Source organism: Sphingomonas faeni (assembly GCF_040407565.1).
Lineage (GTDB): Bacteria > Pseudomonadota > Alphaproteobacteria > Sphingomonadales > Sphingomonadaceae > Sphingomonas > Sphingomonas faeni_F.
In genome coordinates this window covers 69,480-93,784 of the sequence record NZ_JAPZPR010000015.1, presented here as the reverse complement: position 1 = coordinate 93,784, position 24,305 = coordinate 69,480, and the positions used below count along the sequence as shown (strand labels likewise).

The window sequence follows — 24,305 nt, the reverse complement described above, 5'->3', positions numbered from 1 at the left end:
GGACGATTTCAACTTCACGCAGCTTCCCGATGATCTCTTCCGGCTTGTGCTTTTTCGCAGGCATTCGTCGTCCCTTCCTTGATCCAGACTCTCATAGTCGATGGACCGCTCAGAAGGGGGCAGCTCAGCGGCAAGAATGGTGCCGCTCTTGGCCTCCGGGGGCGAGATGTAATGCTGGATAGGTTCGGCCACGGCGAAATACATGAGCCCAATGCCCATGCCAGCGGCGAACAGCATCGCAAGCCATGACAGATACGGGAAATCGGGTTCAGAATCGTCCGGTCCAAGCTTCAGTTTGCCGGCCGGCCCGAAGCCCAGTGTCAGCACCACCACCAGGAACACGGCCACCGATGCGATGTAGAACCACCCAAAGGTGTCGATCGCCCAGCTTTGCGCCGCCTTGAAAGCGGCGTCTGCGGTACCCGGTATCGCAAGCGTCGTTGCCAGGAGCAAGGCAATGAAAGCGGACGCACCCCAGAACACGCGCGGATTGATTTGGCTCTTCATCATTTTGCCATTTTAACGCCGGCTGCCAACGATGGCCAATCAAGTGGACGGGGAACGTCACCGTTGCACCCAAACGGACGCCAGGTTCGCGAGGCTACCAGCAGGCTCTTTGCCTCGAGCTATACCAAGTTCAAGAAAGATCCTGAGTTCCAGTCTAGCTAATTTGGGAGTCTAAGCTCGAGGTTGCCTAATTAGCCGAAAAAGCCTTGCCACTTGATAAAAGAGGTCAACGACGAGGGATGACTTCCACAATGATATCGCCAGCTTCCAGACAGGCAGCTTCAGGCTCCCAGAAGCAAAAGTCCTGATGCCCACGATAGATGCGGTGACCGAGCCCGGTGGCGATGTCGGCAAGCGGCTTGCCCACTTCCTCTGCGGAGACTTCGCGTTCGCGCAGGACCACACGCCCGCCGGATGCGGCAAGATCGGTCATGTATTCGGCGGTATGTGCGCCGTGCGTGGAGCCGGCGAGCAGGAGACCGGCAAAGCTGGCCGGGTTGATGACCACGTTGGCGCCGGCCTGATGCGCGATCGCTTCATTGTCCTCCGATCGGATCACCACGCTGATCGGTAGATCGGGCGCGATCCGCCGCGCCGTCAGCACGATCAGGATCGAGGTATCGTCGCGACCGGCGGAGACGATGAGCGCCCGGGCCTTGGAAAGACGGGCCGCCTCCAGCGCTGCGTTGCGCGTGGCGTTCCCCTCCATCACCGTCGTGCCGCAGCTCTCCGCCGTGCGTAACGCCGCGGCGCGCTCATCGACCACCACGATCGTGCCCGGATCGGCACCGCGACGGATAAGCTCGCTTACGGCCTCGGACCCGCTCGTGCCGAAACCGGCGACCACGACATGGCCTTCTAGATGTCGCTGGATTACCGACATACGCCATTTCTCCCAGACGCCTTTGAGCAGAAAATCATACGCGGTACCTAGAAAGATGAGCCATACGAAGAGCCGGATCGGCGTCACGACGAAGGTATCGAACATCCGCGCCTGCTGCGTCACAGGCACGATGTCGCCGTAGCCGACGGTCGTCACGGTAATCATCGTGAAATACAGGATGTCGGCGAACGTCACGGGCTCGCCCGAGTTCTGCCGTAAGCCGTCGCGATCGAACCAGTGGACCGCGAGCGCGATGCCGATCAGCGCAAGCGCGACCAGCGCCCGCCAGGACAAGGCCAGCCACGCTGGGGTACGACTCTGGCGCCGCAGGCGATAGTGCGCCATGTCTGCATCCTCAGTGTGCATGCCATCTCCTGCATCGCCACGCTGCCGCTGTGAAGCTAAGTTGGTCCGTCGAGGATCGGAACAAAGCCATGGCATTCAGCAGAGTCATAGCCCCCCGATATGGCGTGTCTGGAACCGCTCTCGGTGAATCGACATGAGGATTCCAAGCAGGATCAAAACGGTCATCATTGCCGATCCCCCATAGGATAGCAGCGGCAGCGGGATGCCGACGACAGGTGCCAGGCCCATGACCATCGCGATGTTGATGCTGACATACAGAAACAGCGTCATCGCAAGTCCAGCAGCGACCAGACGAGCAAACATCGACTTGCCGTCGAACCCCAGGTTCAAGGCCCACCTGACGAGGTAGCCATAGGCCAGAAGGACGAACAGGCCGCCCATCATCCCCCACTCCTCCGTCATCGTCGAGAAAATGAAGTCGGTGTGGGTTTCGGGCAGGTATTTCAGGTGGCTTTGCGTGCCTTGGAGGAAGCCCTTGCCAAACATGCCTCCCGATCCAATCGCGATCTTGGATTGCGATAGGTGGTAACCGGTGCCGAGCGGATCGCTCTCCGGATCCATAAAGATCAAGATGCGGTTCTTCTGGTAGTCGTGAAGCAACCCCCATGCGACCGGCAGCAGAGCGCCTACGATCGCGCCGGCGCCGATAAACCACCGCATTTTCGTACCTGCCAGAAAGATCATCGTCGTCCCGGCGATGGTGATCATCATGGCGGTGCCAAGGTCCGGTTGCAGCATCACCAGCCCGGCCGGAACCGCGACCAGCGCAACCGGGATGATCAATACGCCGGGGCGGCTGATGAAACCAGGCGGGACGGTGTCGTAGAAGCGCGCCACGCTCAGCACGACCGCGAGCTTCATGAACTCGGATGGCTGCAGGCGGATGATGCCCAGATCGATCCAGCGCTGAGCGCCCATGCCGATATGCCCGAACAGCTCGACAAGCAGGAGCAACGCGAGCGTGACGGCGTAGAAAGTGTAGGCATGCCGCTTCCACGTCGCGACGGAAACCCGCGAGAGCACGAGCATTCCTGCAAACAGCACGGCGAAACGTACCGCCTGGTTCGTCGCCCAAGGCGCAAGATGCCCGCCGGCAGCCGAGTAGAGCGTTACCAGCCCGAACGTGGTGATCGCCAATACCGTCGTGAGCATCGACCAAGGCAATGCGCGGATCGGGGCGGGCAATGTGCCAGCTCTCAAGATTTTTTCCCGTGTCCAGTATCAAAAACAATGATGGGCAGGCGCGTCGGGCACGTTTTGGTCCGTGCGCCACCCTGTTGCTCGGAGGCCGGTACTAGCCTTCGGCCGGCCGGCCGGATGTGACGCTCCGGAGCAGGAGGTAGCCGAGAAGCCCGGAGAGGAAGGAGCCGGCGAGAACGCCTAGCTTGGCTTCCGCCTGCAAAAGTTGGCTGCCGGGGAAAGCGAGCAAGGTGATGAAGATGCTCATCGTAAAGCCGATCCCGCAGAGCAGTGCGACACCAAGCAACTGCCGCTTCCCGGCATGTGCCGGCATGTCGGCCAGGCCGAGACGAACGGCCAGCATGGAGAACCCGAACACGCCTGTAATTTTCCCGATCAGCAGTCCCAGGGCAACGCCGAGCGTCACGGGCGCAACCAGCGCCTCAGCAGGTAGCGTCAGCACGGGCACTCCGGCATTGGCCAAGCCGAAGATGGGCACGACGAGAAAGCCAACAGGAAGGTTCAGCGCATGCTCCAGTCGATGCAACGGGCTGTCCGAGTCATTGTCGGGACGGCCGGGCGTGCACTGCATCGGGATGGTGAAGGCGAGCACGACCCCGGCGAGCGTCGCGTGGATACCCGAACGGAACACCAATATCCACAGGATCGCCCCCACGAGCAGATACGGCGTAAGGCGAAGCACGCCGAAGCGGTTGAGGCCTATCAGAACCATGAGCGCTACGGCCGCCCCGGCAAGATCCGGTATCGACAGCTTCGCCGTGTAGAACACGGCAATGATCATCACGGCGCCAAGGTCGTCGATGATCGCCAATGCCGCAAGAAACACTCTGAGCGATGCCGGAACGCGATTACCAAGCAACGCGATCACACCAAGTGCAAACGCGATGTCAGTAGCCGCTGGAATAGCCCAGCCTGCAGCGGTCGGACCACGGTTGAACACGAGATACACGAGCGCCGGTACCATCATGCCGCCAGCGGCAGCGATCCCCGGCAATATGCGACGCGACCAAGTCGAAAGCTGGCCATCCAGCATCTCGCGCTTGATCTCCAAGCCAACAAACAGGAAAAATACCGCCATCAACGCATCGTTGATCCAGTGCCCGACCGATAGCGGCCCGACGTAGGCGTGAAGGATGGTCTCGTAGTTCGGTCCGAGCGGAGAGTTCGCTACCATGAGCGCCAATACCGCCGCGCCCATCAGCACCAGACCGGCGGAGGACTGGCTTTCGAGAAAGCGGCGAATAGCGCTTGGCTGTACGTGGCGCGAGTGGCCCATCGTGACGGTCTCCGGACACAAATTTTCAGCGCTGGCGGCCCGACCAGCGTAAAAACCTGCCCCATTGACATGAGAGCACCCGTCGCGCCCTATCGCACCGGAAATTGACCGGGGCAACCCGATCAGGGTGGCAGTGGACTATGTCGGAGTTATTTCCCCGCTTGGTGGCGAATGAAAGCGCAGATCGCGCTGGGGCACTGGCATGGTGACGCCATGTTCCTTGAACAGATCCCAGATGCGAAAGAACACGTCGCTAGTGACGTTCCCGACCCCCGCCTCGGGACTGTCGATCCATATCCGCAGGTCGAACTCTACCCCGTTGTCGCCAAATTCCTTGATCCAGCAGACAGGGGCGGGTTCGGTCAGCACACGGGGCGAGACGGATGCGGCTTCAACGGCGAGCCTCTGCGCAAGTCGCAGATCGCAATCGAACGATACCCGAAATCCAACATGAACCCTGACGTCCCGGCTGGAAAAAGACCAGTTTTCGACTTCGTCGGTCATCAGCCGTTCGTTCGGGATCAAATGCTCCTTGCCATCGCGGGTCAGGACTGAGACCGCGCGAACGCCGATCTTGTTGACCCAGCCGAAGGTGTCGCCCACCGCGATGACATCGCCGGGCTTGATCGATCGGTCGAGCAGCAGGATGAGACCGGCGATCAGATTGCCGAGCGTCTTCTGCAAACCGAAACCGATCGCGAGCCCGAACGCCCCGGAGAAAACGGCCAACGCTGTGAGATCAATGCCGAGAAGGTCTATACCGACGAAGATCGCGACGGTGACAACCGCGATCTGGGCGAGTTTCTGGAACAACACGCGTTGCGCCGCGTCGAGCAGCCGAGCCTGTCCGATCCAGCGCAGGATAATCCCAAGGAGTGCTCTCGCGGCGAGGAACAGCAGGAGCGACAAGCCGACGGCATTGACGATGTCGAGCAGCGAGATGCGGCGGTTGCCAACCCTCATGCTGGCGCGATCTAATCCCGCGATCAGAGGGCTAAGGCCACCCAGTCGACTTGCCAGCACAATGAGGAACAACGTCGCCGCGATCAACGACGCCGGCCTGCTTTGGAGGCCAAGCGCACGGCCAAACTCATAGGCCAGCACCGCTATAGCGACGCCGAGACCTCCGGCGAGGAGAAGGTCCGCGCCGGGGTTCAGCCCGCGAATGCCCAAAAACGCCGTCAGTACCAGTGCCGTCACACCAGCGCGAGCAATTGCCATCAGCCGCGGCGCGATCACGTCCGCGTGACGTGGCGCCAAGGCCGGCAGAAGGTACCGGCAGGCGAGGCGCGCTGCAATGATACCCAGCAGGAGGGCCGTGCTTAAGATCGCGACAGCCGAGATCAGGTCATGAAACGGGAGCGCCGTCCATTGATCCAGATAAGTCTGCCACCAGGCATCGTGTTCCAATCGGTTCTCCAGTGCCAGCTCTGCGGCGTCGATCACCCGACAATCATGGCGACGATCACAACGTCATTCACAGCTGGTAGCCGCCCCATTGCAATCTAACCATGGCGGTTATTTAGGTGCTGCGTCGAGGCTGGATCAGAACGGAAAGAAGACACACGTAGTGATGATCGCGACGACAGCGGTGAGAAGATTAAGCGGAAGTCCCACGCGAAGGAAGTCCGTGTATCGATAGCGTCCTAGTTGATAAACGATGACGTTCGTCTGATAGCCGAATGGGGTTGCAAATGAGGCACTGCCGGCGATCATGACTACTACAAGGAAGGGGCGAGGGTTTACCCCTAGACTCTCCGCCAATGCCACTGCGACCGGTGTGACCAACACGGCCACGGTGGCGTTCGAGAGCAACTCCGTCAGCACCATCGTCAGGCCATAGAGCACGATGAGAGCAGTTAACGGACTGACGCCCTCGAGAGTGGCAATAAGCGTCGTCGTGGCGGCACTCGCGAGCCCGCTTTGCGCCATCGCGATCCCCAAGACGACCATGCCGGCAATGAGGATGAGGATTTGAGGACGAAGGCCGCCATAGGCTTGATCGGCCGAGATGACACGTAGCAAGATCAGTAACACAGCTCCTGCAAATGCCGTTGCGGCGATCGGCGCGACGTTTAGCGCGGCGAGCAGGATCGCGCCGACGAACGTCCCAAGCGCGATGGCAGCCTTGACGGGCTGCAACGGACGACGCTCGGCAAACAACTCGGCGTCCCCGACTTGCCCGCCAGCAACATTGATAGTCGCATCCGGATGCCCATCGGTCGGGTCCAGCATCCGCGTGCCCATTAATTTGCCGCTAAATAGCAGTAGATAGAGTCCGCCAACCAACGCAACGGGCACACCCACGGGCGTTATCTCGAAAATGCCAAAGCGGCTTTGCCCAGCAATGCGCGCCATGTCGTCGACCAGGAGGTTGGTCGACGTGCCCAGCAACGTGCAGCATCCGCCGAGGATCGTGATGTAGGATAGCGGCATCAGATAGCGCTTGGCTGGTAGTTGCAGGCTCGCCGCGACGTCCTTGACGACGGGGGCGGTCAGCACGACGATCGGGGTGCTGTTCAATACGCTGGAAAAGAGCCCGGCAATACCTAGCAATAGCCAGACCCCCGTCCCGCCTAAACGACGGCACATCGCGACGGCGGCTTCGATCGCACGATCAAGCAACCCCGACAGTTCAAGCGCATAGGAAATGACGAAAAGCGAGGCGAGTGCGATAATAGCGGGGCTAGCAAACGCGCCCTGAACGTCGATCGGGCGAACCACGCCCGCCATAAGCAAAACGGCCGCGCCCGCTAGCGCTACAACATCCGCACGCACCTTGTCCCAGATGAGCGCCGCGACGACGCAACCCAGTACAAGCAGTGTAACGATCTGGTCGAGCGTCATAACCGCCCCAGCGGTAACCAGAAGCCAGTGCGTTTCATAGTGACCCTCATGCCACGCGGTATGGAGGATCGTGAGAAATTTGCTACAGTTCCCGAATGCTCGAGCCAACCCCCCGTACAAGTCGCCTTGTCGTTGCCGGCTCGGCCGCAGCGATCGTTCTGTTAGGCGGGGGCGGGTTTTTCCTAGGGCGGAGCACCGCACCCTTACCTCCGCCGCCAGTCGCAAGTTCGGAGCCTGTGCGGGTCGCAAAAAAACTGCCCGTTCCCGAAGCGCCTGCCGCCAATATTCTGGCACGCAGCGATATGATCGCGATTGCCAACGCTGCGGCAGACGCCACTTCGTCAGGTGCGCGACTTCCAGAGATGGCGTCCGCTGCCGAGGGTTTGCGGTTTGAGGTCGACTTACCGTTCGGTTGCGATGGTCCGGTGAGCGAAGACAGTCGCGAGGCATTCCAATGGCGCTACGACGCTAAGTCATCCTCACTCAGAGTGTCGGTCACACCGGCTGTATTCGATGCTAGCGAGTGGCTGGAGGAACCGTCATCAAGCGTTGCAAACGCCACGCCTTCGGCCAATCGGAAAGAGGCTATCGAGGGCTTCTGGATTGCCCGACCGTGGTCGTCGCGCGAGACCTGCGAGTCCGGTTCGCTGCCCGTCGCCCCACTCGGCATCGATGCTGTGACGCTTCCGGGCCAGACGCTCGGGTTGGCGGAAGTTTTTTCCGATGATGGGGCGAGGAGCGCGAGACGCGGGGGCAAGCCCTATGAGAGCGTACGTCAGATAACTGAGACCGATCTCAAGATCGATCAAGGCCTGCGCGTCCGCCTCTCCGGGCGCATAGCCCGCTTTCCCGACGGATCGACAGTTCGGTGCCGTCAGCCGGCGGGCAAGGACCAGCGTCCGGTATGCCTCGTTGCCGTAAGCTTCGACGATGTCGCCATCGAGAACCCGTCGACAAAGGAAACGATAGCGACCTGGCCGTCGGCGAACAGAACGTGAGATTGTGGCAATTGAACATAAAGCTGTTTGTCACATGATCCTTCACGACGAGTCTGGATTGAACGCGAAAGATGCCTCGCTCAAGGTTGAGGAGGTGGCGGAAACCCGTATTCTTGCGGCAGTAAGCGGATCGGGAAGCGGAGAGCGGGTCGTTGAACTAGCTGCAGATCTGGCCAAGGCGCTAAGTGCGAGCTGGCACGCGGTGTTCATCGAGACGCCTCGATCGGCTCGCGATCCCGCCATCGCACGAAGAGCAGCCGACGCGTTAGCGCTGGCTTTGCGTCGGGGGGCGACAGTCAGCAACGAACCCGACGACGACGTAGCAAGCGGCTTGGTTGCACATCTTGCAGGTTCACCCGTTGAGCATCTCGTCATCGGAGCCCCGACATCCGAACCTAAGCGCCGCTGGTTTCAACGGTCGATGATATCGTTGGTACAGGAGCGGTTACCTTCGGTGACGGTCCATATCGCGCCAGCGACCGTGCCCGCATCAGCCTTTGATGGAGCAGATGCAGAGGCATCGCTCCCATCAGAGCCCAACCTACGCCATCATCTATTCGCCTTAGGCCTCGTCGCCATCACGCTCTGTCTTGCAGAGCTGGCAAGCCTGTTTATCGGCGGACGACCGCTGAACCTGCTGTTCTTGTTTCCTGTGATCGCTGCGGCCGCCCGCTTCGGGATCGGTCCAGCCCTTACCGCGACCACGGCGTCAGTGCTGGGCTTCGATTTTTTCTTGCTTCAGCCTCGTTTCCACTTCGAACCGACAACGCCCATCATATTCTTGACGCTGGCATCGTTACTGGCGGTCGCAGTCTATACCAGCTGGGTAACGCAAGCGCTCCGGAGCCGGGTTGCCTTGAGTGACCGCAGCGCGAAAGAAAATGCCCGGATCGCATCCTTTGCCCAGGTCCTTGCTCGTGCAGCAAATTGGAAAGAGACGGCTGGCGCAGTCTGTGACGAGTTCAGCAGCGTGCTGAAGGCCGACGTTGCCGTTTTCCGCGAACGCGGTGGACGTTTGGAACTTGTCGACGCGACAATGGATCCACTTTCTTGGGGCCCGATCGATCAAGCAGCGCTGGATTGGTGTTGGGAGCATGGCGTATCGGCAGGTCGTGGGACGACAAATATTGCTTCTGCGGAGTGGCGGGTTGAGCCTTTGCGGACGTCACTTGGGACTCTGGCAGTTTTGGCTTTCGTTCGTTCTGATGGGCGTGATCCGATCAGGGCCGATCGGGGAGTCTTGTTCAGCACGTTAATCAGCCAGGCGGCGCTGGCGCACGAGCGGCTGATCCTCGAAGATAGCTTGCGTACAGAGTGACCCGGTCGGCGATGGTTATGCGCCCGCAATTTTTGAAAAACCGGTTCACATTGCTGACGCTGGAGGTATCAATCCTGCTCCAGTAACGCGCGGGAGCAGTGGAAAACTGCCGCAAGGCCTTCATCGGTATAGTTAAGCCTGGCTTGCCGCGCACCAGCGATACCCATACGTATCAAACGTGATCCGAAACCTGTTGCGGTAGAGGCACGGGCGGGTGGTCCACCCTCTTCCTTCCATCTCAGGCAGAACGTCTCTTCTTCGACCCACCATTCGATCCGTACGAGGCCGTCTGGTACCGACAGCGATCCATACTTGACCGCGTTCGTCGCCAGCTCGTGCAGCAGCAACGATAGCGACAGCGCGGCTCGCGATCCGACGACCATGTCAGGGCCTGTAAGCAGGAAACGGCCTCCTTCCGCCTCAAGCCTCAGCACACGCTCCATAAGCTCGCTGAGCGATGTCGAGGACCAGCTGGTCTGGATCAGCACCTCATGTGCACGACTCAGCGCTGCCAGCCTGTTTTGCAGGGCCGTCGAAACTGTTTCGTCGGTCCCACGCAACGTCTGGAAAGCGACGGATTGCACCATCGCAAAGGTGTTCTTCACCCGGTGCGACAGTTCATGCATCAGCAGCTGACGACGCTCATCGTGGTCCTTGCGATCGGTGACATCGACCACTGTGCCAGAGAAGCGAACAGGTTGGCCCTGCTGATTGTAGATCATGCGGCCTTTGCACTCGACCCAGCGTAGTCGCTCGCCGGGAATGGCAAGCCGGTACTCAACCAGGAAGTCGGCGCCAGTATCGAACACCTGTCGTATCCTGGCGCGCAAAGGCGCTACATCCTCCTCGACAACATGGGTCTGATATTCCTCCATGGTCAGACCAGCTTTGGTCTGCGCTTTGTCCAGGCCATACAGGCGCGCGAAGTGGGCGTCGCCGTGCAGCAGGTCCGTATCAACGACCCAGTCCCACAGGCCGACAACACCGGAGGCGGCCAGCGCCATTTCCAGTCGCTCATCAGCGAGCCTCACTTCCGTGCGGTCGCGCAGCATCTTCACATAACCCTGCAGTTCGCCGTCTGGCCCTCGCAGCGGCATCATCTCGCCACTGGCCCAGAAGCGCTCGCCGCTCTTGCGAAGGTGCCAACGCTCATCGATCCCGCGGCCGACGGTTCTGGCTCTTTCCATCTCCTTGTCAGAGATACCTGCCGCCCGGTCTTCTGGCGTGAAGAAGGCGTCGAGGTCCCGGCCGCAAATTTCCTCGGGCGTCCAACCAAGGATCTGACGTGCCCCCTCGTTCCAGTCCGTGATCCTGCCATCCCGGTTCATGACAATGATCGCGTAATCGACCGCGCTGTTGAACACGGCTTCAAACCGGGAACGTTCACGTTGCAGGTTGAGCAGCGTGACGACCTGGCGACCCAGCGCTGCCAAGGCTCCTGCCTGATTATCCGTAAGTCCGCCTGGACGGGGCTCACGGTCCATGATGCACAGCGTGCCAAGCGGCTTGTCATCGGAACCGACCAAGAAGACGCCGGCATAGAAGCGCAGCGCAGGATCAGCCGTGACCAGTGGATGGCATGAGGTGCGGAGGTCAGCGCTGAGATCAGGAATGACGAGGAGATCACGCTCGTTGATCGTGTGCTGGCAGATCACTTCATTGAGCGGTGCCGTACTGGCAGTGATGCCGATGCTCGCTTTCGGAATCTGCTGCCCCGCCTCTATAACGCTGACGAGCGCGACCGGTGCGCCACAAATTTGTGCTGCAAGTCGCACTACATCGGCAAATTGCCCACCCTCCAGATTGAGGCCGCTCCAGGACACAGCATCCAGGGTCTTTGTCGGGCTGGCAGATTGGGGCACGAAAACAGCGATCCTGGCAGAAACGGTAGGTAGCCCTGCATTAGCATGATCGTGAGGATCTGCTCTAGCTCCTCTTCGATCGTAGTCGGCTAACGCATCGCGACCAGATTTTGCAAAGTTCGGGATCCAGAGAGGTACGACTTTACGATGTCATCGTAGCAGCCCTCCCCAGTGATATGGAAGGTGGGAGCCTGATCGCCGCTCCTTCAGCGTCAGCTATTTGGGCTGCGGGCTTTGGCGCGATCAAGAACGCGCTCAACAGTGCCCCCTTGCACGATCACCGAGAACAGCACCACGATGTATGTGGCGGCCAGCGCGATAGACCGCGCCGGGCCATCTGGCAGGCCCAGGGCCAGCGCCACCGAAATTCCTCCACGTAGGCCGCCCCAGATCAGTGTTAACGGCGCGAGCCGTCCGAGCGACAGGATCGGTCGCAGGACCGCAAGCGGAGCGACGACCGCTATCCCGCGGGCCAGCAGTACGAGCGGCACCGCCGCGACACCGAGCGCGATCAGTCGCGGGTCCCATGCAATGGTCACGACCTCAAGCCCGATGAGCAGGAACAGGACGGCGTTGAGGATGTCGTCGATCAACGCCCAGAACTTCAGCAGGTAATCGCGTGTGATGTCACTCATCGCATCGGCAACGCCCTTGTTGCCAATCAGCAGCCCGGCGACTGCCATGGCGACCGGACCGCTGATGTGGAGCTGCGCGGCAAGCGCGTAGCCCCCCATAACCACCGCCAGCGAGATCATCACCTCGACATTGTATTCGTCAATCGATCGCATCGCCCGGTAGCCGATCCAGCCTGCCGCCAACCCCAGAAGCACGCCTCCGCCCGCTTCCTGAAGGAACAGTGCCGCACCGTGACCGAGCGACAGCGGTTCAGTGCCCAGCGCGGCTTCGAGCAGGATAGCGAAGACGACCACCCCGACCCCGTCGTTGAACAGGCTTTCACCGGCCACCGTCGCTTTCAGTGTCGGCGAAACCTCCGCTCGACCGAGGATGCCCATGACGGCGACGGGGTCCGTCGGGCTGATGAGCGCGCCGAAGACGAGACACCAGATCAGCGGCACGGCAAGGCCGAGCCAACCAGCGATCAGGTGGAAGCCACCGCCAATGATGAGGGTGGAGAGCAACACGCCAACGGTGCTGAGAACAACGATAGGCCAGCGCCCGCGTCGCATATCATCCCACTTCACGTGCAGTGCGCCCGCGAACAGCAGGAACGACAGCATGCCGTCCATCAATGTCGTGTGGAAATCGATGCCGGCGATGAAGCCGACGACCTGCTCGCCGACCTGACTGCCGGGCAGCAACTGGTCAATACCGACGACAAGCAAGGAAGCGACCGCCCCCATGATCGTCAAGCCGATCGACGAGGGCAGTTTCAGGACACGGTGGTTGAAGTAGCCCAGCACCGCGGCGAGTACGATCAGGATCGCCGCTGCGTCGAACGGAGTCAGCACGGCCGGTTAGTCCTTCGGGTCGCTACGCACGATGGTCAGCGCGTTGATGTGGCGCGGCTCGGGAACGGTGTCACCCGCCGGCCAGCCCTCGCGCTGGCGTCGACGATCGCCGTCGCTCGCCTCGGTCTGGTCGTGGAACAGCACCTGGGTGGTAGGGAACGGCAGATCGATCCCGGCGCCGACCAGCGCCTCAGACACCGCCTGCAGAACCCGGTCACGAACCTGAACAACGCCCGACCGCTTGGGCTTAGTCCACCAGCGCACCCTTAGGTTCTTGGACGATCCGGCCAGATCCCAGAGCAGCACATCGGGGGCAGGCTCGGCGAGCACGCCGTCGACGCCCTTGACCGCTTCCAGGGCAATCCGTCGTGCGGTGGTGACGTCGTCGCCGTAGCCGATGCCAACGTCATACTCGCTGCGCAGCAAGTCGTAGGCGGTGATGACGGTTACCGTTTCGGTATAGATGACGCTGTTGGGCACGATCACCCGCTGGCCGTCATAGGTGCGGATGTAAGTGGCGCGCGTCTCGATTGACTCCACCGTTCCAGTGAAGCCGCCCCCGGTGGTGATCTCGTCTCCAGCGCGGAACGGGTGACGAATGAGAAGCAGGATACCGGCGAGCAGGTTCTGGAAGATGTCCTTGAACGCAAAGCCGATCGCGACACCACCGATCCCGAGCGCTGAGAACAGCTTCGCCGGCGTGACGGACGGAAACGCAACGGTCGCCGCGATCAACGCGCCGAGCAGCATCAGAGCGATATAGGCAAGCCGGCCAAACGCCATGCCAGCGCTCGGAAACTCGGAACGCTTGGCTGCGAACGCTTCGACGCCGCGGCGAACACCTGATGCAAGGCCCCAGAATATCAGGAAGACGATCAGCCCCGCCACAAGCAAAGGCAGCATGGCAAGGAAGCCGTTGACCATGCCGTTGACGGTCGTCCAAATCTCGGACGGATGGATGGCCTTCGCCGAGGGAGTATTCATCATGTTTTTCCTCAGGCCGTGCCGGCAAGCCAGGCGGTGCCGTCGCGCAGGCGACGCTTGTAGTCGGGTTGGTCGAGCGCGGTCCGCAACTCACCTGTGCGCGTCCGAACGCGGGTCAGGTTGAAGCCCTTCAGCGCGTCACCCGCCAGTTCCTCCAGCCTGTCGGCATAGAGGCGGATCGTCGTCAGCCGATCGGGCTCGTCACAGTCGAGCGATACCTCGCCTAGTGCGTTGAGGTAGCGCAGGCTCGCTACCATGTCGGCCGCACAATACTGCGCCAGCGCGCCAAACGATCGGTCCATCAGCGAAGCGAACGTGGTGGGATGGGCAATGACGCGGAGCGCACCGGCATCGTCGACACGCAGGTGTGACGGCAGCGATCGGCCGGCCAGATCGGACATCGCAGCGCTCAGCCAGTCAAGGCAGGTGACCGCCGTGAAGGGATCGTTTACGCCGGGCGATAGCGCCCGTGCCGCGATCTCGACCAGTTCGTCGACGAGGAAGCGCAGGTCCTGCAACGCCGAACGGCGCGAGCCGACGGCGAATGCGTCGCGTAAGTCATTGGCACAGGCGTCGTCGCACTGCTCAGGCGGCCAAACTTCCACCAAAGCCCGCCCGACATGGACGAAGTCACCGGGCTGGTACTGAAGGCGAAGAACGAGATCGTGCTTGGATGCCAGACGGAGGACCGCCTCATCGTCTAGGAACTGGATGTAGCCTGTATCCTTGGCCGCAACGATCCGACGCTGTTTGCCGACGCTCGCGTTGGCATCGTCGCGGAAAGTGTCGGGAACGTTCGTAGCGGTCGTGGCATGATCGTCGGGCGAACTGCCGACAAAGCGGGGGAAGCGATCGTCAATGCCGCGCAGCAAGCGGTCGCCGACATCCTCAATCACGCTATTGATGTGAATTTTGGATGGTACATGGTGGATGAAATAGATCAGCACCGCGATCGAGCAGAGCGCCAGTAGCACGCCGACCAGCAGCGCCAGATTGGGCACGAAGCCATAGCCACCTGACTCGTCAGCCGAGTGAATCGTGCGGAGCACTAGCAGGCAATACAGGAACGTCGCGATGAAGGTTCCAAGCGTCACCTGGTTGCCGCGGTCGCGCATGAAGTTGGTCAGCAGGCGGGGACCATATTGGCCGGATGCATACACTACTGCGGCGATCGTGACGGAGAACACCGTACCGGCCACGGTGATCATCGACCCACCGACTGAGGACAGCACCTGTCGCGCACCATCCGGTCGCGAGGCGTACAGCCAGACATAGCCGTCCATCCAAGCCGAGCCGACCTTCGAGTCCAGCGCCACCATACCACCTGCCAACAGTACTGCGGCGATGGCCATGACGGTGGGGACGAACCAGTAGCTTGAACCGAGATAATCGGTCAGACGGCGAAAGCCGGCGTTCATGAGGCAAGGCTTTCGAAAGATGCCCGGCCGACTAGCGGCCGGGCAGAAAGATCAACGAACTGCTGCGGCCTGATTGGCAACGACGGCATCGCGCTGTTCCTGGCTCATACCGGCGACGTTCATATCGGCTGCTTCAATGGCGTCTGAGCGGGAGTCGCCGGTCTTACGTGCTTTGTCGGCGCGATTATCGAGCTGCGCTGCCTGATTACGCAGATCTTCGGCATTCGCTTCCATGGCGTCAGCACGGGTATCCGCTGCATTCTCGACGCGATCGGCAAGCTTGTCCGACGGGCTTTTATTGCAAGCGGCCAGCGGGAGTACGGCGGCAAGTGCCGCCAGGATGATCATTGATTTCAAGGCATCTCTCCTGACGAAGCGCCAGGGTGTGTCCCGGGCGCGCCGAGCTCACTGTCCGGTTTGTATCAACTGCGAAACGACCGAGGGGTTCCAGACACAGGTTAAGTGCAAGCGGCTGGAAGGATTACCGATTTTTCGGTTAGTTGATCTCGGTGCTCGTATGTGGCTGGCAAAGATGGTCCGGTTTTGCCGGATTTTCGCCTGTCGACCGGATACGAGCCTTGAGGATGCCCGGGATGCCGCCTGCCCATTCTTATCGGGAGCCAGCCCCAGTTATGGTAACGTACGAGCGATAACGTCTAAAAGAAAAAGGCATTTGATACGCCCAAAAGACAGAACTCCCGCGAAGCACCCGCGCGAAAGTTCTGTATTTGACAAGCTTTTGGCGGCTTGCTCAGATAGCGATTTCGCCCTCGTCACTACCGTCCCAGTAACGAATTGCCTTTGCGTCGACACGGATCATCACAACGCCGGGTGTGTCGATGCCCTGAGGAAAATACCGATCGAGATCCTTGGTCCAGTGATCGGCGAACGCGACTTTGTCCTCGATTAGCGCAGCGGCTCCTTCGACAGCTACAAACAGCGGGGGACCACCGAGCATACCGACGGCGCCGGTATAGCTAAGCGTGACGTGAGGATCGGCGCGCAGGTCAGCAATCTTCCGTGATTTTTCGTAGGCAAAAAAGTAGCTGTCACCTTGATATTCGACATCGCCATTGTTGCTCATCGGGCGGGCCGTCATCGTTCCGTTGGATGAGCGAGTGGCCATCATTGTGAAGTCCAACTTTGCCATCTTTTTCGACAGTTCGTGTAGGCTGAGGTCCGACATCGTATTGCTCCTTCAAAGTGGGCTATGACATTTGCTCGAGTGTTTACAACGAACGTGGTGATGTGTCGGCCGCGTGAGATAACGGGAGTGTTTTATCCATACCGAAATTCAATGGTCGCCAGCTTCATCCGAAGCAGGCGACCATCTGGCACTGCCTAGAAATTCACCCGGGCACCCAGGCGCAAGGTGCGTGGCTCAACTACGCGGCTCAACCGGCCATCCGTCGGCCCTGAGGCGTCGAACGAGGGAATGTAGGACTCGTAGAAATAGGCGATGTCCTTGTCGCGGCTGTCGAGGATGTTGAGCACCTCACCGTACACGTCGAACCGCCCGATCTTGCGAGCCGCGCGGACGTTGACGACGGTGCTTCCTGTATCTCGGACGCTGTTGTCTTCGATCAAAGGATAGGGCCCAAGGTGGCGGACGCGAGCGCTTGCCTCCCAAGGATTGAGCACCAGCGCGATCCCGGCGGATGCGGCGTTCTCGAAGGCGTTGGGAATGCGATCGCCATTGTCGTAGCGCGATCGGCTTGCCGTATAGTTGCCGTCGATCGCAAGCCACGGCCTGGGCCGCCAGAACGCCACAAGTTCATAGCCACGACGCTCGCTGGCACCGGTCGGTTCAACCGCGTTGGAATCTCCAACGAAGCGCAGTTCGCTGTCGACGTCGAGCCACCAATAGGTCGCGGTCAGCGTAATGCCGGGTAACTGCCACCGGGCGCCGACTTCACGGCCGTTGCCGCGGACCAGCACAGGCACCGGCGTTTCGACGTTTACCGCGCCGCGGACGTCGTTGGAGTGGAACCCACGTCCCCAGTTGCCGTAGAACTCCAGCCGATCGGTCGGCGAGTACGCGATTGATGCCTTGGGCGACAGGATCGCGTCGTCGCCTCTGCCTTCGCCGGCCAAGACCGCCGCCTGATCCCGCGCGCGAACGACGTAGTGATAATAGTCCCCACGAACCCCACCGATCAGGCGGAGACCCGTAACGGGCGTCCACGTCGCTTCGCCATACAATGCTGCCGACGCTTCCTCGACATGGTAGCGGCCGAGCGACGACAGGAACGATCGCGCGCTGGTGCGATACACACCGACGCTGCCGATATGGTCGTAGCGCTCTTCGGTACCGAGCGAGACGGCAAGGGTCGGCGCGAGCGTCCAACGCTTTTCGCCCCTTGCACCGACGATCCAGCGTTTGTCGAACTGGCGGATCTGCGCGCTGGTCCCGTCCGGGTCGGTGTAGGTCGGGTTCGAATACATCGACCAGTCGTAGAACTGACCATAGACATTGGCGTGCCAGTCCGGCTGGCGGACCGCGACATTGCCGACGAGCCGTGTCGTTTCGCCGCGTGCCGTCGGATCGGGTGAACAGAACACGTCCTTGCAGAGCGTGGTACCGATGATGCGCTCGGGAATCTGTTCGGTCGGGCGCCAGGTCGCGCGGTAGGCGTTGAGCGACGCTTCGATCTGGCCTGCACCGGCTGGAGCAGTATATTTCGCAAAGCCAGATGCATGTCGTAGATGTTCGGGCTCCTCCCATGGTCCATCATAGACCTTGGTCTGCACGACGAGCGTCAGCTTCCCCGGACCAATTCCATCAATTGTCCCGCCCGCGGCGATCCGACCATAGCTATAAGAGCCGCCCTCGACCGAAAGCCACGGCCGAGCAAAGCTGTCGATCGTGGTCATGTCGGCAGCCCCCGCCAGCGCGAAGTCGCCGCCATCCGCACGGTATGGCCCTTTGCGAAAATCCTCGCGCGCGACGATCTCCGGGATCAGTCCGTTGAGATCGAGATAGCCCTGGCCATGACCGTGGGTGCGCAGGTTCATTTGCACCCCGTCGATATAGGTCGTGAAGTCCGATCCATGATCGAGATTGAAGCCACGCAGGAAGTACTGATTAGCCTTGCCGCTTCCCGAATGCTGCGCAGCGACCATCCCGGGAATCGCTTCCAGCAATTCAGCGACGCGCAGCAGCGGGCGAACCAGAAGGTCTGCACCGGCGACGGTGCCCTCACTCGCTGCATGCGCAACACCGATCTTTGCTTCGCCGCGGCCGAACACGACGATGTCGTTTGGTGCCTGTGACGGCACAGCCTCGGTGTCTTGCCCCTGAGCCCATGCGGGTGTGGCGCTACATGCCGAAGCGATAGCTACGCATTCGAGCCATTTTGTTCGTAATCTCAGATTCTTCATGTCCGTCCCCCGTGCGCCAAGCGACTTCGGACGGGGGCGTCCGCTGCGAACGGTCGGCACGCGTCGACAGGCGGACGCAAGCGCCCGCGACACGAACCGATGCGACCCCCGCCGCTCGTTCGTCGCTCAGACGGAAGAACCGTGCCCCGACCATCCCCTGGACCAAAGCAAGAGCGACCAGACGCTGGCAGGTCTCCTGGCTCACGGGTCGTCGCTCGATATACGGCCTTCCCGGATCTCGGCCGTTGCGGCGTTGGTCCAGTGGCTGCACCCTCCGGAAGAGGACGCGATGTATGTCTCGCTCGCCGCTTACAGTTGCAGGGACAGCCTCGGCTTCGGGAGAGCGTCTCCCACACCGTGTTCCCTATTAAGTCCCTCTCGGGACACCAACGCGATCATTGTCGGGTCGGAGACTCTTCTCCGGCCTGACGGACAATGCGTACCGGGGAAGGTTTCGATCGGCAAGACAGCCTAGGCCTTCTCTGATCCCGTCCATTTGCAGGGGAGATCGACACGGCAATGACAGGACTGCCTGCCTGCGCTACCCGCGTTCGGTGTTCGCCGTTCGTCGCCTCCTAGCGCAACGCTACTTCGCTGTGCTCGTGTGCGCGGCAACGCTGTTGCTCAAGCTGCTGGTGCCGACCGGGTACATGATCGGCAGCGAGCACGGCCGGATCACAATCGAGCTATGTTCCGGCGTTGCCTCTCGAGCCGTGACGATGGCAATGCCGGGAATGCACGGCGACATGCCCGATCACGGCAAGTCGAAGGATCATGGCAAGGCTGACATGCCCTGCGCCTTTGCGGGCCTGTCGGCAGCATCGCTCGGTGCGATCGATCCTATTCAGCTCATCACCCTAATCGTTTTCGTCATGGCGGTCGGGCTGTCACCGGCCGTGCTGCCGGCGATCATTCGCCGCAGCCATCTTCGGCCTCCGCTTCGAGGTCCACCGGCCCTCCTTTGACCACCTGATCGCGTGCTCCTTCAGGAGCAACCACGTCCACGGCTCGCGTGCTTTCGCGGGGCCGGTCAAAGGCCTATTCATGATCCGATCCCACTTGTTGGCGGGGGCATGCCTGCCCTGCCTCCTGCTCGCCGTACCAGCATCTGCTCAGGATCTGGTGGCCCCTCCCACGAAGGCCGACGCAACGGCGACCAACACGCTGAGCGATGGACCAGCGGAAACCAACGACATTATCGTCACCGCGCTGAAACGCCCGCAAGCGCTCAAGGACGTGCCCGCAAGCGTCACCATCCTTCCTGCCGACCTGCTGCGCCGCCTCAATGCGCAGGACTTCTCCCGCGTCGCGGACTCCGTGCCGGGCCTGGCCTTCGCGACCACCGGGCCCGGCAACTCGCAATATATCATACGCGGGATCGGCGGGGTGGGGTTCGTCCAGTCGCCGACGACGGGCGTCTACCTCGACGAGACCCCGCTTCAGACCCGCGCACTCCGCGGCTTTTCGCAGCCCGACCCGCAGCTGTTCGACGTCGCTCGGGTCGAAGTGCTGCGCGGACCGCAAGGCGTGTTGTTCGGGTCGTCGTCGATGGGCGGCCTGGTCCGCATCGTGACCAACCAGCCGGATGCCACCAAGATCGCCGCACTGAGTCAGGCGAGCGTTGCGACCGTTACCGATGGCGGCACGAGCTGGGACGCTAAGGCGATGCTCAATCTGCCGATCGCAGCCGATACGCTGGCGCTGCGCATATCGGGCGGGTTTGTCCGGCAGGGCGGCTGGATCGACGATCTGCGGCCGACTACCGGCGACCTGACCGAGAACGCCGGAACGTCGGCGGTCCGCAAAGACGTCAACTGGACGCGCACCGGCACGGTTCGCGCCGCGCTTCGATGGAATGCCACGCCGACCCTGACGATCACACCGTCGCTGATCTGGCAGGACGCTTACAGCAATGCGGACCGCCCCCATAGCGACGTGACCTTCGGCAAGCGCGCGCGGCTCAAGGCGCGGTATGCGGACACATATGCTAAGGATCGGTTCGCGATCGGCTCGCTGCTGATCGAGAACCGGTTCGATGCGCTTGGTGGGTTCACCGTGTCGTCCAATTCGTCCTGGCTCGACCGGCGCAACCGGCTGTCGTTCGACGTTACCGGGTTCGATTCTCCGATTGTCGAGGACATCGTCGGACCGGGGCCAGGCGGCAAGCTGTTCCCAACGCCGCTCAAGGATTTTGGCCGCACGAAGCAGTTTACGCAGGAGGTGCGCGCGGTGTCCGACGGCCCGGGGCGGCTCCAATATGTGTTCGGCGCGCTCTACCGCGATCTCCATCAGGACTCCGGCCGTACGATCACCGTCGCAGACCTGTTCGGCGTTACCGCGCCGCTGCCGCTTGGTGCCAGCAGTCCGGCCGTCATCCAGGACACCACGGTGCGCTTCCGTGAGAGCGAGATCGCGGCCTTCGGGGAGCTGACCTATGCCGTGGTGCCGAAGGTGAAGGTCGCCGCTGGCGCCAGGGTGTTTGCCTATCGCCAGCGCGAAGCGAGCCGACGCTATGGGATCGGTGGCGTCGCGGGCGGCGATCTCGCCTACGATTATGACGAGCGCAATCGCGAGAACGGCGTCACACCGCGCTTCACGCTAAGCTATGAGCCGAGCCGTGCCGCGACGCTCTACGCCAGCTACTCGCAGGGATTCCGCACCGGGGGCGTCAATGCGCCAGTGACGGATGATATCTGCTCGGCTGCGGAACGTCGCGCGGCAGGCATTCCCGATGTACCGCCGCCCTACGACAGCGATCGTACCGACAATTACGAGATAGGCGCCAAGACCAGCCTATGGGGCGGTCGCGTGCGGATCAACGGTGCTGCCTATGCGATCGACTGGAAGGACTATCAGCAGGCGTTCCAGACTGCGTGCGGGATCAACAACGCGACGACCATCTCCTTCACCGTCAACGCCGGCCGGGTTCGTAGCCGTGGCGGCGAGCTTGAAGTTTCCGTGTCGCCGGTCCGGGGGCTCGATCTTCACGCGGGCGGATCGTTCACCGACGCGACCTACCGCAACGACGTGCCCAACTTGCTGCTGCCGGTAGGCTCGCGTGTGCTCGATGTGCCGCGCTGGCTGTGGAATGTGCGCGGCGAGTACGAGACCGCGCTCACAGAAGGGCTGACCGGCACGCTGTTCGCCGCGGCGCGCCACGTCGGCGGATCCAACAGCGGGTTCGGCGAAGGCGAGGTGCTGCCGCGTCCGGCCTACACGCTGGTCGACGCCTCCGCCGGGGTGACGATGCGTGGCGGCTTGGGGGTCGACCTGTTCGTCACCAACCTGTTCGACGCCGTGCCGGTCTTCGGTCAGGAGTTCACGACGTCGCCCGGCAACACCACTGCGACCAGTTACTTTTCCTATCTCGTCGGCCCGCCGCGGACGATCGGGATACGTCTGACCAAGGCATTATGATGGCGGGCATGGACGCTTCAGCGATGAACACGAACCCACCCGCTGGCCATCGAGCACCCGGCGCGCGGTGGTACAACGCGGTATGGCGTTGGCACTTCTATGCAGGCCTGTTCTGCATCCCATTCATTATCTGGTTGTCACTGACGGGCACGATCTATCTGTGGCGACCGCAGATGGAAGCATTGTTGGACCGGCCCTACGATCATCTTCCCGTTGCCGGGCGGACCGTCTCACCCGACGCGCAGGTGCGGGCGGCACTGGCTGCGGTGCCAGGATCGTCGCTGCATAAATACGTACTCTCGGAACATCCGGGAAACGCCGTGCGTGTGATCGTCTCCGCTGATGGCGTTGATCACCGCGTCTATGTCGATCCGCACTCGCTTGCGGTGCTGAAGGTCATCGGCGAGGAAGACCGGCCGCTCAACGTGGTATCGCGCCTTCACGGCGAATTGCTGGCGGGGGTGTGGGGCAGCTACCTCGTCGAGATCGCCGCCTGCTGGGCGATCGTCATGCTCCTGACGGGTCTCTATCTGTGGTGGCCGCGCAACCGGAAAGGGCTCGCGGGTGTCCTCTACACGCGCCTGAGGGGCGGCCGACGCTTGTTCTGGCGTGATATCCACGCGACTGCCGGCATCTGGGTGTCGGTGTTCGCGCTCGGGCTGATCCTCACTGGCCTTCCGTGGGCAAACGCCTGGGGCAGCTATCTCGGCGAAGTCCGCACGCTCACGGGCGCGACGCAGGGTCCGGTTGACTGGACGATCGGCGGCAAGGCGCCGACGCCGAAAACGGACGCAATGCTCGGCCCTCACGCCGGGCATGACGGCATGGTGATGGCCACGCCCACGATCCGACCGGGTGAACTTGCCCGCGTGATCGCGACGGTCCGGCCGTTGCGGATCGCGCCGCCCGTGCTGCTGTCTCCGCCCGAGCATGATGGTGCACCGTGGGCGGTGTCATCGGACGCAGCCGATCGTCCGCTGCGATCGGACGCGCAGGTGGATGGTGCGACAGGGCGCCTTGTCGGCCGTGTCGCGTTCGCCGAGCGCCACTGGATCGACCGGGTCATCGGCTACGGCATCGCAGCGCACGAGGGCGCGCTGTTCGGTATCGCCAATCAGATCCTCGGCACGCTCACTGCGCTGTTGCTGGTCGTTTTAGCCGTATCGGGCGGGGTTATGTGGTGGCGGAGGCGACCGACGGGTTTGTTGGGTGCGCCGGTGCCATCGGCGCACCCACGCTACCGGCCTGCGTTAGTCGCAGCGATCGTCGGCCTTGGGATCTATATGCCGCTGTTCGGGCTGACGCTGTTGGTCGTGACGATTGTTGAAAGGGTCCTGCTGCGGCGCGTCCCTCGAGCGCGGCTTTGGCTGGGACTGGAGTCTCCCGCCCTTCGCACTGCCTGAACAACGACCCTACCTCAGGGGTAACTGTGTGAAAAACCCTGTCGCAATCACGACTATGCGGAAAACAGGTGTTTTGCGACATGGCAGGTCACTCGCCTCTCACTCAATAGGGGGATGGCTGGGATGGGTCACGAAGCCGCACATCGTGTTCGCATAGGCCGAGTGGCAGGTTTTGAGCGAAGCTGCCGTTAACGCCCTTGCTGAAGAACGGCGTGAGTTGGTCGAGAGCTGCCGCCAGCGTGACGGCGGCGCTGATGCATAGTCAGCTGTTCGTGGGATTGACGCGGCCTCCCGCAAGCGAACGTTCGTTCACATTGCATTCGCCCGTGTCCGGCGCACTCAACAGCGGACCAAAATATGATATCAGTTGGTATCACATTCTGGTCAGCAGTGATTGGCGGTCTCGGCATATATGTCGAAACGACCCACATCCAGACATTCAGGTGTCCTTTCCCGCCTCCCAGCTTCAGCCGTTCGTTCATCGGGCTGAGCGGTAGCGCTTGGCGGACGATCCATTGCCGCGACGGCTTGCAAGGGGAAGGAAAGCAGACGATCTGCTTACGGGATCGGGGGCGTCTTCCTTACTTGCTGGTCGCCAAAGGCGTACCGTGGTGCGTTCAAATCATCCCGTGCCGTATAATTTTGTTGTCAAAAATCCGTCCTGCCACATGGCTCGCAGGATTGGCTCATGATCTTCATCATAGGGACAATCGTCATATCCCAATTTTTCGCTACTGGCGGCGTTAGCGCCAGCCGTTCGGGCTCTTTCGAATTCCAAAACGTGATCTGCCACATACACCCCTTGTATAAAAGGACGATATGACAACGGCTTAGTCTTTGTTCTGATCCCACCTTTCCACTTTGATGAACGAACTTCTGCAATCGGAAGCGGGGTGAAGACCTGTGAATGTCTAGGTTATGGGCGTTTCGAGACGGGTATCGCTGGGGTACATTGATGGGGAGGTAGGTGAAAAAT

At 61.5% G+C, this 24,305-nt stretch carries 17 protein-coding genes, 1 pseudogene and 1 riboswitch; of the genes and pseudogenes, 5 read left to right on the top strand and 13 right to left on the bottom strand.

All coding sequences use genetic code 11. The annotated features are described in order from the left end of the window. Positions 1–138: 138 nt before the first annotated feature. The 6 genes and pseudogenes from O6Y00_RS21475 to O6Y00_RS21450 all read right to left on the bottom strand — a co-directional run. Positions 139–507 (bottom strand): annotated as a pseudogene (locus tag O6Y00_RS21475) (BCCT family transporter); the annotation flags it as partial. 226 nt (positions 508–733) lie between these two features. Then, positions 734–1,756, bottom strand: a complete 1,023-nt coding sequence (locus O6Y00_RS21470; RefSeq protein ID WP_353444548.1) for a potassium channel family protein — start codon at positions 1,754–1,756, stop codon at positions 734–736. Between the two features lie 84 nt (positions 1,757–1,840). After that, positions 1,841–2,908: a rod shape-determining protein RodA gene (rodA, locus tag O6Y00_RS21465; protein ID WP_353444547.1), complete on the bottom strand. Its 1,068-nt coding sequence runs from the start codon at positions 2,906–2,908 to the stop codon at positions 1,841–1,843. Positions 2,909–3,050: 142 nt separating this feature from the next. Beyond that, complete coding sequence (gene nhaA / locus O6Y00_RS21460; protein ID WP_353444546.1) at positions 3,051–4,232, bottom strand: Na+/H+ antiporter NhaA; 1,182 nt, start codon at positions 4,230–4,232, stop codon at positions 3,051–3,053. Positions 4,233–4,370: 138 nt separating this feature from the next. Next, complete coding sequence (locus tag O6Y00_RS21455) at positions 4,371–5,678, bottom strand: mechanosensitive ion channel family protein (protein ID WP_353444545.1); 1,308 nt, start codon at positions 5,676–5,678, stop codon at positions 4,371–4,373. Between the two features lie 99 nt (positions 5,679–5,777). Beyond that, on the bottom strand, positions 5,778–7,079 hold the full coding sequence (locus tag O6Y00_RS21450; protein WP_353444544.1) for an SLC13 family permease: 1,302 nt from the start codon (positions 7,077–7,079) through the stop codon (positions 5,778–5,780). A 236-nt stretch (positions 7,080–7,315) separates the two neighbouring features. On the opposite strand from O6Y00_RS21450, the gene O6Y00_RS21445 reads away from it, so the two are divergent. Together O6Y00_RS21445 and O6Y00_RS21440 are read left to right on the top strand one after the other, a co-directional pair. After that, positions 7,316–8,077: a hypothetical protein gene (locus O6Y00_RS21445; protein ID WP_353444543.1), complete on the top strand. Its 762-nt coding sequence runs from the start codon at positions 7,316–7,318 to the stop codon at positions 8,075–8,077. Positions 8,078–8,111: 34 nt separating this feature from the next. Continuing rightward, positions 8,112–9,395 (top strand): DUF4118 domain-containing protein, encoded by a 1,284-nt coding sequence (locus tag O6Y00_RS21440; protein ID WP_353444542.1) that lies wholly within the window; start codon positions 8,112–8,114, stop codon positions 9,393–9,395. A 68-nt stretch (positions 9,396–9,463) separates the two neighbouring features. On the opposite strand, the gene O6Y00_RS21435 is transcribed toward O6Y00_RS21440, so the two are convergent. From O6Y00_RS21435 to O6Y00_RS21405, 7 genes are all read right to left on the bottom strand, one after another. Continuing rightward, positions 9,464–11,257 (bottom strand): PAS domain S-box protein, encoded by a 1,794-nt coding sequence (locus O6Y00_RS21435; protein ID WP_353444541.1) that lies wholly within the window; start codon positions 11,255–11,257, stop codon positions 9,464–9,466. A gap of 212 nt (positions 11,258–11,469) precedes the next feature. Then, positions 11,470–12,726 (bottom strand): cation:proton antiporter, encoded by a 1,257-nt coding sequence (locus O6Y00_RS21430; RefSeq protein WP_353444540.1) that lies wholly within the window; start codon positions 12,724–12,726, stop codon positions 11,470–11,472. Positions 12,727–12,732: 6 nt separating this feature from the next. Next, positions 12,733–13,713 (bottom strand): mechanosensitive ion channel family protein, encoded by a 981-nt coding sequence (locus O6Y00_RS21425; RefSeq protein WP_353444539.1) that lies wholly within the window; start codon positions 13,711–13,713, stop codon positions 12,733–12,735. 8 nt (positions 13,714–13,721) lie between these two features. Continuing rightward, positions 13,722–15,128: a DUF2254 domain-containing protein gene (locus O6Y00_RS21420; RefSeq protein ID WP_353444538.1), complete on the bottom strand. Its 1,407-nt coding sequence runs from the start codon at positions 15,126–15,128 to the stop codon at positions 13,722–13,724. Between the two features lie 51 nt (positions 15,129–15,179). Next, positions 15,180–15,476, bottom strand: coding sequence for a hypothetical protein (locus O6Y00_RS21415; RefSeq protein WP_353444552.1), 297 nt, complete (start codon positions 15,474–15,476; stop codon positions 15,180–15,182). 403 nt (positions 15,477–15,879) lie between these two features. Then, on the bottom strand, positions 15,880–16,314 hold the full coding sequence (locus O6Y00_RS21410) for a pyridoxamine 5'-phosphate oxidase family protein (protein WP_333922685.1): 435 nt from the start codon (positions 16,312–16,314) through the stop codon (positions 15,880–15,882). 155 nt (positions 16,315–16,469) lie between these two features. Then, entirely contained in the window at positions 16,470–18,509 is a 2,040-nt protein-coding gene (locus O6Y00_RS21405; RefSeq protein WP_353444537.1) for a TonB-dependent receptor, read from the bottom strand. 169 nt (positions 18,510–18,678) lie between these two features. Beyond that, positions 18,679–18,915: riboswitch (cobalamin riboswitch) on the bottom strand. Positions 18,916–19,063: 148 nt separating this feature from the next. Between O6Y00_RS21405 and O6Y00_RS21400 the strand changes: the two genes are divergently transcribed. The 3 genes from O6Y00_RS21400 (at position 19,064) to O6Y00_RS21390 (ending at position 23,329) form a co-directional block, all read left to right on the top strand. Further along, a complete protein-coding gene (locus tag O6Y00_RS21400) occupies positions 19,064–19,474 on the top strand; it encodes a DUF2946 family protein (protein ID WP_353444536.1) in 411 nt (136 codons plus the stop codon). Between the two features lie 157 nt (positions 19,475–19,631). Beyond that, complete coding sequence (locus O6Y00_RS21395) at positions 19,632–21,926, top strand: TonB-dependent receptor (RefSeq protein WP_353444535.1); 2,295 nt, start codon at positions 19,632–19,634, stop codon at positions 21,924–21,926. A gap of 23 nt (positions 21,927–21,949) precedes the next feature. Continuing rightward, positions 21,950–23,329: a PepSY-associated TM helix domain-containing protein gene (locus O6Y00_RS21390; protein WP_333922689.1), complete on the top strand. Its 1,380-nt coding sequence runs from the start codon at positions 21,950–21,952 to the stop codon at positions 23,327–23,329. The last annotated feature ends 976 nt before the right edge of the window (positions 23,330–24,305 follow it).